16 protein-coding genes are annotated in these 12811 nt (G+C 61.6%); 5 read left to right on the top strand and 11 right to left on the bottom strand.

Features of this window, described 5'->3' with window-relative positions; all coding sequences use genetic code 11:
- Nucleotides 1-10: 10 nt before the first annotated feature.
- The 3 genes from OKC30_RS06940 to OKC30_RS06950 form a co-directional block, all read right to left on the bottom strand.
- Nucleotides 11-544, bottom strand: a complete 534-nt coding sequence (locus tag OKC30_RS06940; protein ID WP_119197372.1) for a hypothetical protein — start codon at nt 542-544, stop codon at nt 11-13.
- 16 nt (nt 545-560) lie between these two features.
- Nucleotides 561-1430 (bottom strand): phosphoribulokinase, encoded by an 870-nt coding sequence (locus OKC30_RS06945; protein ID WP_010673241.1) that lies wholly within the window; start codon nt 1428-1430, stop codon nt 561-563.
- A gap of 235 nt (nt 1431-1665) precedes the next feature.
- Nucleotides 1666-1911: a YheU family protein gene (locus tag OKC30_RS06950; protein ID WP_010673242.1), complete on the bottom strand. Its 246-nt coding sequence runs from the start codon at nt 1909-1911 to the stop codon at nt 1666-1668.
- 89 nt (nt 1912-2000) lie between these two features.
- Between OKC30_RS06950 and OKC30_RS06955 the strand changes: the two genes are divergently transcribed.
- Nucleotides 2001-3140 (top strand): GGDEF domain-containing protein, encoded by a 1140-nt coding sequence (locus tag OKC30_RS06955; RefSeq protein WP_119197373.1) that lies wholly within the window; start codon nt 2001-2003, stop codon nt 3138-3140.
- Here OKC30_RS06955 and OKC30_RS06960 read toward each other — a convergent pair.
- The 3 genes from OKC30_RS06960 to OKC30_RS06970 form a co-directional block, all read right to left on the bottom strand.
- On the bottom strand, nt 3122-4105 hold the full coding sequence (locus tag OKC30_RS06960) for a hydrolase (protein WP_270662537.1): 984 nt from the start codon (nt 4103-4105) through the stop codon (nt 3122-3124). The genes OKC30_RS06955 and OKC30_RS06960 overlap by 19 nt on opposite strands.
- A gap of 60 nt (nt 4106-4165) precedes the next feature.
- Nucleotides 4166-5065, bottom strand: a complete 900-nt coding sequence (locus OKC30_RS06965; RefSeq protein ID WP_045523724.1) for a chemotaxis protein — start codon at nt 5063-5065, stop codon at nt 4166-4168.
- A gap of 138 nt (nt 5066-5203) precedes the next feature.
- Nucleotides 5204-5890 (bottom strand): hypothetical protein, encoded by a 687-nt coding sequence (locus tag OKC30_RS06970; protein ID WP_119197375.1) that lies wholly within the window; start codon nt 5888-5890, stop codon nt 5204-5206.
- 39 nt (nt 5891-5929) lie between these two features.
- On the opposite strand from OKC30_RS06970, the gene OKC30_RS06975 reads away from it, so the two are divergent.
- Complete coding sequence (locus OKC30_RS06975) at nt 5930-6136, top strand: YheV family putative zinc ribbon protein (RefSeq protein WP_039040049.1); 207 nt, start codon at nt 5930-5932, stop codon at nt 6134-6136.
- A 146-nt stretch (nt 6137-6282) separates the two neighbouring features.
- Complete coding sequence (locus OKC30_RS06980) at nt 6283-6921, top strand: FKBP-type peptidyl-prolyl cis-trans isomerase (RefSeq protein ID WP_010673248.1); 639 nt, start codon at nt 6283-6285, stop codon at nt 6919-6921.
- 64 nt (nt 6922-6985) lie between these two features.
- Here the strand turns inward: OKC30_RS06980 and OKC30_RS06985 are convergent, their stop codons facing one another.
- Complete coding sequence (locus OKC30_RS06985) at nt 6986-7201, bottom strand: SlyX family protein (RefSeq protein ID WP_010673249.1); 216 nt, start codon at nt 7199-7201, stop codon at nt 6986-6988.
- A gap of 14 nt (nt 7202-7215) precedes the next feature.
- Nucleotides 7216-8184: a WD40 repeat domain-containing protein gene (locus OKC30_RS06990; protein WP_109111702.1), complete on the bottom strand. Its 969-nt coding sequence runs from the start codon at nt 8182-8184 to the stop codon at nt 7216-7218.
- Between the two features lie 119 nt (nt 8185-8303).
- Here OKC30_RS06990 and fkpA point away from each other — a divergent pair, with 119 nt between their 5' ends.
- Nucleotides 8304-9113, top strand: coding sequence for an FKBP-type peptidyl-prolyl cis-trans isomerase (gene fkpA / locus OKC30_RS06995; protein ID WP_029313875.1), 810 nt, complete (start codon nt 8304-8306; stop codon nt 9111-9113).
- A 148-nt stretch (nt 9114-9261) separates the two neighbouring features.
- Nucleotides 9262-10665: a sigma-54-dependent transcriptional regulator gene (locus OKC30_RS07000; protein WP_109111731.1), complete on the top strand. Its 1404-nt coding sequence runs from the start codon at nt 9262-9264 to the stop codon at nt 10663-10665.
- Nucleotides 10666-10776: 111 nt separating this feature from the next.
- Here OKC30_RS07000 and OKC30_RS07005 read toward each other — a convergent pair whose 3' ends face one another.
- The 3 genes from OKC30_RS07005 to OKC30_RS07015 all read right to left on the bottom strand — a co-directional run bounded on the left by OKC30_RS07005 (nt 10777) and on the right by OKC30_RS07015 (nt 12488).
- The gene (locus OKC30_RS07005) at nt 10777-11601 is read right to left on the bottom strand and encodes a tetratricopeptide repeat protein (protein WP_270666746.1); all 825 of its coding nucleotides are present in this window, start codon (nt 11599-11601) and stop codon (nt 10777-10779) included.
- 97 nt (nt 11602-11698) lie between these two features.
- On the bottom strand, nt 11699-12034 hold the full coding sequence (locus OKC30_RS07010; protein ID WP_010673254.1) for a hypothetical protein: 336 nt from the start codon (nt 12032-12034) through the stop codon (nt 11699-11701).
- A gap of 115 nt (nt 12035-12149) precedes the next feature.
- A complete protein-coding gene (locus OKC30_RS07015; protein ID WP_010673255.1) occupies nt 12150-12488 on the bottom strand; it encodes a DUF2956 domain-containing protein in 339 nt (112 codons plus the stop codon).
- Between the last annotated feature and the right edge of the window lie 323 nt (nt 12489-12811).

A 12811-nucleotide genomic window follows, 5' to 3' on the forward strand; every position in this document is an offset into this window, starting at 1 on the left:
GAACGAGACATCATTCTGACGGTAGCGAGCCCAGCAACTGGACGGCCAGTTGCTGGCTAAGCTGGCCACGGGCCTCCTCTGCGACAGGCACGTCGCTGGCGAGCTGGATGGCGCTGCTCCACACCGCTTTCTGGCTATGCCCGTCGAGCAGCACGACGGCCAGGGTCCCCTTGCGGGCATTGGTAGCGGCGTTCAGGCCCGGTGTCATGCCGAGGCGGGAGAAGATCTCGCCATCGCTCATGTCCTGGCTGCCAGCTACCCCGATGGCGACCCATACGTCGGCCTCATCCAGGGGAACGCTGCGCCAGCCTTTGCCGTCCAGTTGCCGGATGACGGCCTGCTGTACCGGCTCGAGCCAGGGCGCGGCGCTGTTGCCCGCATACTGGAATTGTTCGGCCAGCGCATAGCGTGGTGTCGCCCCGTAGGTCCAATGCTCCGCCGGGCGAACCACCATGGTGCCCGTTTCGACCGTGGGGGCGGCGGGGCCGGAGCTGCAACCCCCCAGCAGGGTTGCCAGCGTGAATGAGAGAAGTGCAGCGCGCATCGTTAAGCTCCTTGGCTCAGGTGATCTTGCCCGTTTCGATCAGTTGCTGGATCAGGGGGCGCAGGATCAGTTCCATTGCGAAGCCCATCTTGCCACCCGGCACGACGATGGTGTTCATCCTGGACATGAAGGCGCCGTCTATCATCGACAGCAGGTAGGGGAAGTCCACCTGCTTGATGCCCCGAAACCTGATCACCAGCATACTCTCGTCCAGGCTGGGTATCACCTTGGCGCTGAAAGGGTTGGAAGTATCGACGGTCGGCACCCGCTGGAAGTTGATGTGGGTGCGGGAGAACTGCGGCGTGATGAAGTTGATGTAGTCGTCCATGGAACGCACGATGGAGTCGGTCACCGCCTCGCGGGAGTGGCCGCGTTCCGAGGTGTCGCGAATGAGCTTCTGGATCCACTCCAGGTTGACGATGGGCACCACGCCGATGAGAAAGTCCACGTGCCGCGCCACGTTGTGCTCCCCCGTGACCACGCCGCCATGCAGTCCTTCGTAGAACAGCAGATCCGTCTCGCCGGGCAGATCCTGCCAGGGGGTGAAGGTGCCAGGCATCTGGTTGAAAGGCACCGCCTCGTCGAAGCTGTGCAGATAGCGCCGATACTGGCCGGTGCCGCTCTGGCCATACTCCTGGAAAAAGGACTCCAGCAGACCGAAGTCGTTGGCCTCCGGGCCGAAGTAGCTGATATGCCGCCCCTGCTCCCGGGCCTTGCGGATCGCCACGTCCATCTCGGGCCTGGTGTAGCGGTGAAAACTGTCCCCCTCGACCACGGCCGCCTTGTATCCAAGCTGGTGGAACATGGATCGGAAGGCGTTGGTGGAGGTGGAAGTACCGGCACCGGACGAACCGGTGACCGCGATGATGGGATGCTTGGCGGACATAGAATTCTCTCTTCCTTGGGAGTTCCGTTATAAGGGGTGGCCCAAAGTGCGGTCAAGTGCGCCGTCATCCTCCCGCTGCCCCCACGCTTCCCGGCAATAGCTGTGAACGAGGGCTGCCCCGTGCTCCGGGGACGCCGGAATAGGCGCTGCTGGGTGGCGAGCTGGCCATGCGGCCTGATGGTGCGAGTTAGATGGGGGGAGGGCGGGGTGAGCCGCCCGATAAGCCGTGACCGCGTTACGCTTGGGGGAAGTCGTCAGTGGGTGACTTGCTTAAATGAGTCTTTGGGACGACATTGACACTTTCGTGCAGCTCGCTGTAGACAAGCACGGCGCTACCTTGTAGCAATTGTTGCCTGACTGCTTCGACCTTGTCGGTCAGGCTGACATCCTGTTCACCGTATTCGGTGCCTTCTTGCAGCACAAAGTGTTCGAGCAGGTTGGTGAGGGTGTCCGGCTCCAGTTCTTGCCAGGGGATAATCATGATTTCATCTTCACTCAGTGGGTTGCGGATATTGTCGATGTCTGGTCGGCAAGCGCAAGGGATTTGTCTCGTTTTGGACGAGGGGTGCCATGCAATCCATTGACGCACGCCGACCCTCCAGTCAATTCGAACAGCACCTTTTCGATGCCCGCCGCCGCGCCCTGAGCGCCGGTTTGCGCTGGTACTGGGTCATCAATCTCATCGCCCTCGTATTTCTGCTGACCCGCTTCTACATCTATCGGGATGCACACCTGGTACTGGTCGGCAACCTGCCCTGGTCATACAAATGGCAGCTCTTTGCCATGATAGGTGTTGGCCTGCTGCTGCCGCTCGGGTGGGGCTGGCTCTCCCGTCAATCCCATGCCATCTGGCTGGTGTCCCTGTGCGTCTGTGCCCTGGCCTGGGCCATGGTGGGTTACACCATCTCGATCGTCGACTTGAAGGGGGGCTTCAGTTTCATTTTCAACATGGTCAGTCTGTTGCTGCTGACCGGTCTCGTCGCCGCGTATTGCGATGTGCGGCTGTTTTACGCACTGGTTTCTGTCCCCCTGCTGTTCTTGTTGGTGAGAGCCTCCTGGAGTCCTGAGCCCTTTGTTCTGGTCAACACCATAGTGGTCGGGGTCTTGCTAGTGGTGCTGGAGACGGGACGGCGCATGCTCAACGGCTGGTTCGAGCTTGCGGTGTCAAGGGAGCACGACAACCTGATGCTGGCAAACAAGATGAATGCCATGGCCAACCGGGATCCCCTGACCGGCATAGCCAACCGTCGCCACTTCGATCAGGCGTGCAAGCGTGCCATTGCGCAAGGCACCACCCAGGATGTACCGCTCACCGTGATCCTGCTCGATGTGGATTTCTTCAAGCGCTACAACGATCGCTATGGGCATCAGGCGGGGGATGAGTGCCTGATCTTGGTGGCCGAGTGCCTGGAGGAGAGTGTGCGGGAGCCCGGCGATCTGGTGGCGCGCTACGGGGGAGAGGAGTTCGTGGTGTTGCTGCAGGAGACGACGCTGGCCGGTGGCCAGGAGGTGGCGGAGCGCATTCGCGCCACTCTGGCGGCCAGGGCTCTGCCCCATGAGGATTCCGACGTAGCCCCCCACCTCACCCTGAGCCAGGGGATAGCCCAGTGGCGAGCCGGGGAGAGCCTCGTCATGCTGCTCGAGCGGGTCGATGGCGCCCTCTATCAGGCCAAGGAAGAGGGGCGCAACGGTTACCGGTTCGCGCCCTGAGTCTGTTCCCGCAACCACTGGCTGATGCGCTCATCCAGCCAGAAGCGGGGGTGCCAGGGAGAGCCGTGCAGGAAGCCCACGTGGCCGCCCTGGCGGCTCAGCTCGTAGCGCACCAGAGGGGAGAGCTGCTCCGCCGCCGGAATGACGGCATCGGTCATGAAGGGATCGTCGGCGGCGTGAATAACGAGGGTCGGGATGGGAATGCGGGCCAGCAGGCTCAGGCCGGAGCAGGTCTGGTAGTAGTGATCGGCGCTTTCGAAACCATGGAGCGGTGCCGTCACCAGCTCGTCGAACTCCCTCAGTGTGGCGATGCGGGTGATCTGGGTCGGCTGCCAGCGCGCCCGTGCCGCGCTCTGGCGCCGGATCTTGCTTTGCAGGTTGGTTCGCATGGTCCGCAGCAGGTAGTTCTGATAGACCCGTGAGAAGCCCTGATTGACCCGATCGGCACAGCTTGCCAGTTGCAGCGGGGCCGACACTACCACCGCCGCCTTCAATGGTGCCGGGCAGGCCCGCGCCAGCAGATTGACCAGCATGTTGCCCCCCAGGGAATAGCCGATGGCGACCAGGGGGCGGCCAGGAAAACGCCGCTCCAGCTCGGCAATCACCGTCTGGGCGTCCTCGATGGCGCCTGAGTGATAGGCCTGCAGCAGCCGATTCGGCTCGCCACTGCACCCCCGAAAGTGCATCAGCACCGCCTCGTTCCCTTGCCGCTGCAGGTGGGCAAAGAGCCCCTTGACATAGTGGGAGTGAATGCTCCCCTCCAGTCCGTGGAACACCACCACCAGGGGTTGTTCATCCTGGCCGGGTTCGCCGCTCCAGGCCAGATCAACGAAATCGCCGTCCGGAAGTTCGAAGCGCTCCTGGATGAAGCGGGCAGGCGAGCGGCGCAGCCACTTGGGCAAAATGGTTTGCAGATGGGGGTTGCGGGCCCACCAGGGGGCGTGAAAGTGGCTTTCTGTCAACATGCAACGACTCGGAAGAGCAGGAAGGAAAAGGGGGCGGCGAGCCCTTGGCTCGCCGCGACATCAGGCCAACAGACGATCGTGGTGCTCGGCGCCGCGTAGCATGGCCTGGATCAGTTCGTTGGCTTCAAACTTAGTGAGCGCCTCGTGGGCGCCGACCTGATGGGCCCGCTCCACGCTGATCTCGCTGGAGAGGGAGGTGTGCAGGATGATGTAGGCTCCCGCCAGCTTGGCATCGCTCTGCACCTCGAAGGCCAGCTCGTAACCATCCAGTCCCGGCATCTCGATATCGCTCACCAGGATGTCGATCCGCGTGCCCTGGGAGACCCGGGTCTGCATCAGGGTGAGGGCGTCGCGTCCGTTGGTGCAGACCTCGTAGGGGATGTTGATGTAATCGAGCGCCGCCATGAGCTGGCGACGGGCGACAGAGGAGTCGTCCACCAGCAGGATCCGCATCGGCTTGAGCCTCTCGCGCTGCACGTCGGTCAGCACGGGGTAGAGATGGCTGGGATCGTCCGGATAGACCCGCGACAGGATGAGTTCCACATCCAGCAACTGGATCAACTGATCTCCCACCCGGGTCACACCGGTGACGAAGACGTTCTGTCCCAAAGAGGGAGGGGGCGGCTCGATGTCACGCCAGTTGCACTCGGTGATCTTGTCGATGCCCCGCACCAGAAAGCCCACCAGGGTACGGCGGCAATCGGTGATGATGATGAAGCAGTGGGGCATCTCCTCCCGGCTGATGGGGCGGTAGCCCACGGCCATTGCCATGTCGATCACCGGGATGGTGGTGCCGCGCATGCTGGCGGCCCCGAGCACGGTGGGATGGGATTGTGGCAGGGCGGTGAGCTGGGTGTAGGGCACGATCTCCTTCACCTTGAGGGTACCGATGGCGAAAGATTGTCTGGCAGAGAGGTGGAACAGCAACATGCCTTGGGATTGGTTGGCCTTGCTCGTCATGGCGGATGTCCTGTTGATCTAGTCGGTGACGGTCAATCGGGTGTTCAGCATAAAAGATGGTGACATGAATGACTCCTTTGTTGTTAGCGGCGGTGAGCCGCAAAACTGGATTTCTTTTGCCATCCTTTTATGCCTCTCTTATCGGGTCGCGGACGGCTGAGGGGAGAGGGGCGCCCCGAGCCATTGCAGATGAGCCTCGGCCAGCGCGCTTTCATCCCGATAACCCAGCCTGCTCACCACCTGTGACGGTGTGCTGCCGCTTCGCAGCAGGCGAATCCCCTGCAACAGTTGCCACTGATCCTGCAGTGCCTGGGCGTCCGGGCCCTCGAGACCGCGAGTGCCCAGCAGGGTCTGCCAGGCAGCCACGCTATCCGGCTGCGCTCTGGCCAGGGCTTGCCAGGCATCTTGCAGTGCCTGATCCCCCAGTGACGAGATGGTGCAGCCATGCAACTCATCCCCCACCACTTGCAGCCGCTGCCCATAGGGGCCTTGCCAGTCGCGGGGGCGTGACCAGGCCGCCAGGCTGTCCAGCAGTGCGTCCATCAACGGGCTTGCCTGCAACCAGCCAGCCTGGGCGGGCTGGGGCACCCGCACGGAGCAGGCCAGCAGATCATGCTGGCAGTCAGCCAGAGTGGTGAAGGCGGCGAGGGCATCGGCACAGAGCCAGAAGTGGCTGCCAGGTGTCAGCAGCAGCTCATGGGCACCCAATTTCAGCAGCGCCGCCCCCTGGGTGACGCGCAGCAATTGGCCCATGGGGGAGCGCTTGCGGGGGCCTACCTGAAGAGTGGAAGTGGAAAAATGCTGATATTCGATGGCGTGATGCATGTAAAAACCCTGATATGATGCTGCCTGGAGGTAACGAAAATGGAAACCAGACGTAAAAAACGCTTCATTGCCGGGGCGGTTTGCCCGGCGTGCGGCAAGATGGACACCATGATGCTGTATATGGAGCATGGAGTCGAGAAGGTGACCTGTGTCGAGTGCGGGGATACCCAGGTGCAGACCCAGGAGCAGGTGGACAAGGTGACGCGCGAGGCGGAGCAGGTGATTGGGGTGTTTCGTCCCGAGTGAGTGCCATGCCTCAAGGTGATGGTACGTCGGTCAGGTTGGTCGCTGTTGATGACTTTTTCATCACACTGAAGCCGGGCCGACCATATGCTTGTCTGCCTTTTTGAGGTATTCTGAGCCCGTTTTTTTCTATCCGCAGGATCCCTGACATGAAAGTAGCTCCCCTGAGCGTGGTTACGCTGGAATACACGGTCACCGACGAACACGGTGAAGTCATCGACACCACTGTCGGTAAAGAGCCGCTGGTGTATCTGCACGGTACCCGTTACCTGGTCTCCGGCCTCGAAGCCGAGCTGGAAGGTCGCAGCGTGGGCGAGGCGTTCGACGTCACCCTGACGCCGAACCAGGCCTATGGCGAGTACGACGAGAATCTGGTGCAGGAAGTGCCCGGCGAGCTGTTCGACGGTATGGAAGTGTCTGAAGGGGATACTTTTGTGGCCGAGACCGACGACGGCCACCGCCCGGTGACCGTCATCGAGGTGTCCGAGGAGTTCATCAAGGTGGACGGCAATCATCCCCTGGCTGGCGTGACCCTGGGCTTCAAGGTCGAGATCAAGGACGTGCGTGCCGCGACCGCCGAAGAGCTGGCCCATGGCCATGTGCACGGCGCTGGTGGCTGCGGTCACGATCATGGTCATGACCATGATCACGGCCATGATCACGATCATGACCACGGTGGCTGCTGTGGCGGCCATGGTCACAACCATGCACACGATCACGGCGACGATCACGGTCACGGTGGTTGCTGCGGTGGTGGCGGTTGTGGTGGCAAGGGCCATCAGCACTGATCACGGCCTGGCCGATGATAAAAAAACCCGCGCATGGCGCGGGTTTTTTTATGGCTGGCACTCATCAGTAGTGCGGTGGCGGCGTCTCTTCGGCCATGCTGGCGATCTGGCTCGGCTGTACGCTCTGCAATTTATCCACCAGTAGATGGATCTGGTGTTTGAGCCGGTCCAGCTCGCGACCCTGGGTGGTGACCTCGTCGTTGAGCTGCTCCACCGTGTATTCGGCAAAAGCGAGGCGGCTTTCCAGGGTTTCGAGGCGTTCGTTTAGTTGCTGACTCATGGGCCTTTTGGTCCTTACTTGATAGTCCAGATTTCAGCCAGGCCACTGGAGCTGGCACTGACGAGGTGGTCATTGTCGCGCAAAGCCACGCCATAGACCACAGCGCTCGGCGGTTTCACCTTGGGATGGGGCGAGACGCGCCAGCTCTGCAACGGCTGGCCGTCACTCACCTGCCACAGAGTGAGCTGGCGGGAGGGGGCGCCGGTGATGAGCCAGTTGCCGCCGTTGGCGAAGCGGGCGCTGGTGTAGACCTCGAAGCGGTGATCATATTGCAACCTGCTGTGCTCCTTGCCGGTTTTGAGATCCCAGATGCTGGCCTGGCGACTGTCTGCGGTGAAGGCGAAACGTCCGGACGGATCCAGTCTCGCCATCACGACTCGCCCGGCGTGGTTGAAGCGCCACACCACCTGGCCCGTGCGGGTATCCCACAGATAGGCGCTGTAATCGTTGCCGCCGGTGAGGGCATAGCGACCATTGGGGGAGAGATCCACCGTGTTGACCTGTTCGGTGTGGCCAAGAAATTGCAGCCGGCGTCCGGTCTGGGTGTCGACCACCTCCGCCTTGCCGTCTTCACGGCCGATGAGCACCTGGCGGCCATCCGCCGAGATCGCCGCATCGCGCAGGCGGGATTCTGGCAGGGAGTAGTAGCCCTGGGAGCGGCCATCCTGCAAGCGCCAGATGGCGAAGGTGTGCTGAGTGGCGGTGATGGCATGGCTGTCATCGGGGGAGAAGCGGGTCAGGGTGACGAACTCCTCCTGGTCGTCGCTCTGGCGCCAGCGCCAGCGCTCCTTGCCCTGTTCCAGATCCCACACCACAGTGCCCTGACCCAGGCTGGAGACGAGCGCGAGCTTGCCGGAACTGGCGAGATCCGCGCTCAGCAGCCCCTGGTTGGCGAGGTGGATCTGCTGGCTGGGAAGTGAGCGTTGTTCGCACCCCGTCAGCATCAGGCAAATACCGATGAGATAAATGGCACTTTTGATCATTTTTCCTGTCTCATGCTTTCGTTACCTGCGATCACGGCGTTAGTATAAGGCGCTTATCACGATAAACCTCTCATTTCACGAAGGAACCGAGAGCGGTATTTAGAGTTTTGGAGAAACTGATGAACAATTTTCTGAAGGTGTCCCTGTTGGCTGCGGCGGTTGCCGTCGGTCTGACTGCTTGCCAAAAAGATGAGAAACCTGCTGCGACCAACACCGCAGAGGTCAAGGCAGAAGCCAGCAAGCCGGCAGAGGCCCCCAAGGCTGAGGCCAAGAGCTTTGAAGAGCAATCCGGCTATGCGATCGGCCTCTCCATGGGTCGTTATATCGCCAATACCCTGGAGCGCCAGCAGGAGCTCGGCATCAAGCTGGACAACACCGTGATCCTGAAGGGTGTCACCGACGGTCTGGGCAAAGAAGCCAAGATGACCGACGAGGAGATCCAGAAGGTTCTGCAGGAATACGACGCCAAGATCAACGAGCTGACCAAGGCGAAGGCCGACAAGGATGCCGTGGAAAACCTGAAGAAGGGTGAAGAGTTCCTGGCTGCCAACGCCAAGAAAGAGGGCGTGAAGAGCACTGAGTCCGGCCTGCAATATCAGGTCGAGAAGATGGGTGACGGCGCCAAGCCGAAGGCCACCGACATCGTCAAGGTACACTACACCGGTACCCTGACTGATGGCACCAAGTTTGACAGCTCCGTCGATCGCGGCGAGCCGGCTACCTTCCCGCTCAACCAGGTGATCCCGGGCTGGACCGAAGGGGTGCAACTGATGCCGGTCGGCTCCAAGTTCAAGTTCTTCCTGCCGTCCAAGCTGGCCTATGGCGAGCACGGTGCAGGTTCCATCCCGGCCAACGCCGTGCTGGTATTTGACGTAGAGCTGCTGGCCATCGAAAAACCGGCTGCCGATGGCGACAACGCCAAGAAATAAGCTCAAAGCACCATAAAAACGGCTCCCCAGGGAGCCGTTTTTGCTTGTGTATTGTCGCAATCCCCCGGATAAAGCGATGAGGCCGTCTTGAGTGTGTGGCGGCTAGCCCCCAGAATAGACAACAAAATCAAGCGCAAGGATGGATCTCGTGGCTGAAAGCAAACCCCGTGTCCTGTTGGTGGAAGATACCCGCAGTCTGGCGGTCGTCTATGAGCAGTATCTGGCCCAGGATGGCTACGAGGTGCAGCTGGCAGATTGTGGCCAGCAGGCTTTGGCACAATTGCTGGCAAGCCCGCCCCCCGTGGTGCTGCTCGACCTGGAGTTGCCCGACATGTCCGGCATGGACATCTTGCAGCAGATCACGGAGCGGCAACTGCCCTGCTCCGTGGTGGTGATCACCGCTCACGGCTCGGTGGATGTGGCGGTGGAGGCGATGCGGTTCGGGGCCTTCGATTTTCTCACCAAGCCGTTCGATGGCAAGCGCCTGTGCGCCACGGCGCGCAATGCCCTGAAGCACCAGCAGCTCAGCTCGCTGGTGGCCCAGTATCGGGAAAACTTCGAGCGCAGCTCCTTTGCCGGTTTCATCGGCGCCTCCATGGCGATGCAGGCGGTCTATCGCATCATCGAGAGCGCGGCGCCGAGCAAGGCCACCGTCTTCATCACTGGCGAGAGCGGCACCGGCAAGGAGGTGTGCGCCGAGGCCATCCACCAGTGCAGCCCGCGTCGGGATCAGCCCTTCATCGCCCTCAACTGCGCCGCCATTCCCCATGACCTGATGGAGAGCGAGATCTTCGGCCACGTGAAGGGGTCGTTTACCGGTGCCCAGGGGGATCGCAAGGGGGCGGCCAGTCTGGCGGACGGCGGTACCCTCTTCCTCGACGAGATCTGCGAGATGGATCTCGACCTGCAGAGCAAGCTGCTGCGTTTCATCCAGACCGGCACCCTGCAGCGGGTCGGCAGCGGCAAGCTGGAGACGGTGGATGTGCGCTTTGTCTGCGCCACCAACCGGGATCCCCTGGTGGAGGTCAAGGCCGGACGGTTTCGTGAAGACCTTTACTACCGCCTGCACGTGATCCCGCTGGCGCTGCCCCCCCTGAGGGAGCGGGGAGAGGACATCCTGCTGCTGGCCCGGGAGTTGCTATTGCGTTATGCCGGTGAGGAGAACAAGCGGTTCAGGGACTTTGATGCGGACGCAGTGCAGGTGCTGCTCGACTACCCCTGGCCCGGCAACGTGCGCGAGCTGCAAAACGTGGTGCGCAACATAGTGGTGCTCAACGATGGCGAGCTGGTGAGCCCGGATATCCTGCCACCTCCCCTCAACGGGGGGCGAACCCTGGCCCCGGAGCCTGTGGTCGGGATCGCGGATCCCCAGTCAGAATCCGTCGTCGTTCGCAGGCAGGTCCGTCCGCTCTGGCAGGTGGAAAAGGAGGCCATCGAGCAGGCCATCGCCAGTTGTGACGGCAACATCCCCAAGGCGGCGGCCCTGCTGGAAATAAGCCCTTCCACGATTTATCGCAAGAAGCAGAGCTGGGAAGAGGCGAGTCCGGCCTGAGCCGTCACCTCTACTCCCGGGCAGACATGCTGATGTGCGGGGCGGCCAATTGGTCGCCCCGCACGCTTATCAGAGTTTGGCGAGCAGCTTGAGCCTGGCCAGTCGTTCTGCCTAGTTAGCGGTGAACCAGCCATCCTGTGACAGCAGAAACCAGGCACGGGCAAAGTACTCGGTCGCCGCGGGATCATTGAGCAAGAGCGCATTCTCCCCCAGCTCCTCGAACACATAGCCATCCTCGGGGGCGCCTGCGGCAGTCATGTCGTCGCGCAACTGCGCCAGTTCGGCCATGGCCTGTTCATGGCGATCCTGGGCCCGGCTCAGGCGCGCCAGACTCCAGCGGGCGATAAAGGCTTTGCCCTGGTTGTTGTGCTGCTCGTGCCAGGCCAGGCACTTTTGCTGACAGGCGATGGCCTCGTCGAGGCGACCCAGCTCGAACAGGGTCCAGCCCTGATTGTTATAGAGGGTGGCGAGCCAGCCTCGCGCCCGCTTGTCGTGACTGCGCTCGGCCAGGGTCATCGCCAGCTGGTGCCAGTGGCTCTGCTCCTCCAGGGGGGCGGCGATGGCCACCATGTGGGCCGCATCGATGGCCAGATAGTGCTCTTCGTACTGCTCTCCCAGTTGCCAGGCCTGTTCAAACAGGGCTCTGGCGCTGGCCTTGTCACCGGCGGAGTTGAAGGTGCGGCCACGCTCCAGCAAGGCGCGCAGGCGGGCCCGTGGAGTCGCCTCGGTGAGGCGGGGTTCTATCTCGTCGAGCAGCTGGTGCGCCTGTGCAAACTGGCGTTGCAGCGAATGGGTGCGGGCTATCTGGGTGAGGAGCTCCAGCTCCCATTGCAGGTTGGCGGCACGCGCCTCGGGCAGCAGTGCTTGAAAACGCTGGGCGCTGGCAACGGGATCCTGATAATCCCACAGTGCCATGAAATCGGGCGGATTGTTCATCTGGCCTCCATGCCGGTTATCCGCCCACCAAGATGCCTGAAGGCCATTCTTTGTACAAGAAGGGGGCTGGCGCCATCGTGACGCCAGCGCTTGCCGATCAGTAGACCATGGCAAGGCTCATCAGCATCAGACCCAGGGCAGCAAAGGCTCCCTCCTTGATAGCCAGGCGCGGTACCAGTGCCTTGGGCAGGGCAGGGAACAGGCTCAGGGCAAAGCCGAACCCCGGCATCAGCCAGTGGAAAGCAGGGCTTCTCAGGGCGGGATCCGCAGCGCCATTGATGACGATGAGCAGGATAAAGAGGGTGAAGGCGGGCAGGATAAACCAGCGGGCATGGCCGGCGGCAACCGCCCGCAGTGGCGAGATGCGATAGAGCACCAGGGTCACGAGGAAGAGGGCGAGGGGAGCCAGCAGATAGAGCGGGGCCGGGTTCATGATGAGTGTCTCCTGACAAGGGGGGCAGAGTGTAGGCAGTCCGGGTGGGGAATGACCAGTCCCCCGCGCCCGGGCTGTGAAGCGGATCGCAGGGCAAAGGTTTGCCTGGGCAGGATCAGCGGAACCAGAACCAGAGCACGGCAAATACCAGCCAGCTCAGCACCAGCAGGATCCAGGGCAGCGGGTGCTGGCGGGTGAGCTCGATGACCTCGGCTTCGCTCTCCTCTTCCGGTGTCTCTTGGGAAGAGTGCCTGGCTTTGGCTTGCAGTTTCTTCTGGCGGCTGGCCTCGCGGGCCTTCGCCTTCATCTGTTTCTTGTATTCGTCTATGCCCTTCTGGATCCCCTGGGCGATGAGCTGGGTTTGCTCCTTGGTCTGCCCCGGCTTCTGGTTGGCACGGGCGATCTTCATCGCCTCCTGCTGGGTTTCGGGGGAAATTTTGTCGTACTTGGCCATTCCAGGCACTCCTTGGCATTGATTGGCGGGCAGTATGCCATAACCGTTACCGGCGGGCTGCCATCATGGGGGAAATTGCTCTGCGAGTGGGGTGCCTCTGTTCCAAATAGGGGAAACAGGTTGCGTGGATGATCACATTTGGCGGAATTTGTGAGTCGCCGATGAAAAACCGTCACATGTTGTTTGTTATATTACCGCCCGATCCTGGATAGGGTCGTCCAATAACAAAATAACAAGGTGATATGGAAACCTGATTACCCATGATTAGCAGTCAGTTACCACGAACTATACTGATCTTACGTACAGTTATCGAGGTGCGAGAT

Source organism: Aeromonas sp. QDB18, from assembly GCF_027705325.1.
Taxonomy (GTDB): Bacteria; Pseudomonadota; Gammaproteobacteria; order Enterobacterales; family Aeromonadaceae; genus Aeromonas; species Aeromonas caviae.

Excerpts from the sequence above, each read along its gene's own strand:
- OKC30_RS06945 (WP_010673241.1), bottom strand. The coding sequence starts at position 1,430 with ATGTCCGCCAAGCATCCCATCATCGCGGTCACCGGTTCGTCCGGTGCC.
- OKC30_RS06960 (WP_270662537.1), bottom strand. The coding sequence starts at position 4,105 with ATGTTGACAGAAAGCCACTTTCACGCCCCCTGGTGGGCCCGCAACCCC.
- OKC30_RS06940 (WP_119197372.1), bottom strand. The coding sequence starts at position 544 with ATGCGCGCTGCACTTCTCTCATTCACGCTGGCAACCCTGCTGGGGGGT.
- OKC30_RS07010 (WP_010673254.1), bottom strand. The coding sequence starts at position 12,034 with ATGAACCCGGCCCCGCTCTATCTGCTGGCTCCCCTCGCCCTCTTCCTC.
- OKC30_RS06985 (WP_010673249.1), bottom strand. The coding sequence starts at position 7,201 with ATGAGTCAGCAACTAAACGAACGCCTCGAAACCCTGGAAAGCCGCCTC.
- OKC30_RS06980 (WP_010673248.1), top strand. The coding sequence starts at position 6,283 with ATGAAAGTAGCTCCCCTGAGCGTGGTTACGCTGGAATACACGGTCACC.
- OKC30_RS07015 (WP_010673255.1), bottom strand. The coding sequence starts at position 12,488 with ATGGCCAAGTACGACAAAATTTCCCCCGAAACCCAGCAGGAGGCGATG.
- fkpA (WP_029313875.1), top strand. The coding sequence starts at position 8,304 with ATGAACAATTTTCTGAAGGTGTCCCTGTTGGCTGCGGCGGTTGCCGTC.
- OKC30_RS06975 (WP_039040049.1), top strand. The coding sequence starts at position 5,930 with ATGGAAACCAGACGTAAAAAACGCTTCATTGCCGGGGCGGTTTGCCCG.
- OKC30_RS06990 (WP_109111702.1), bottom strand. The coding sequence starts at position 8,184 with ATGATCAAAAGTGCCATTTATCTCATCGGTATTTGCCTGATGCTGACG.
- OKC30_RS06970 (WP_119197375.1), bottom strand. The coding sequence starts at position 5,890 with ATGCATCACGCCATCGAATATCAGCATTTTTCCACTTCCACTCTTCAG.
- OKC30_RS06950 (WP_010673242.1), bottom strand. The coding sequence starts at position 1,911 with ATGATTATCCCCTGGCAAGAACTGGAGCCGGACACCCTCACCAACCTG.
- OKC30_RS07005 (WP_270666746.1), bottom strand. The coding sequence starts at position 11,601 with ATGAACAATCCGCCCGATTTCATGGCACTGTGGGATTATCAGGATCCC.
- OKC30_RS06955 (WP_119197373.1), top strand. The coding sequence starts at position 2,001 with ATGCAATCCATTGACGCACGCCGACCCTCCAGTCAATTCGAACAGCAC.
- OKC30_RS06965 (WP_045523724.1), bottom strand. The coding sequence starts at position 5,065 with ATGACGAGCAAGGCCAACCAATCCCAAGGCATGTTGCTGTTCCACCTC.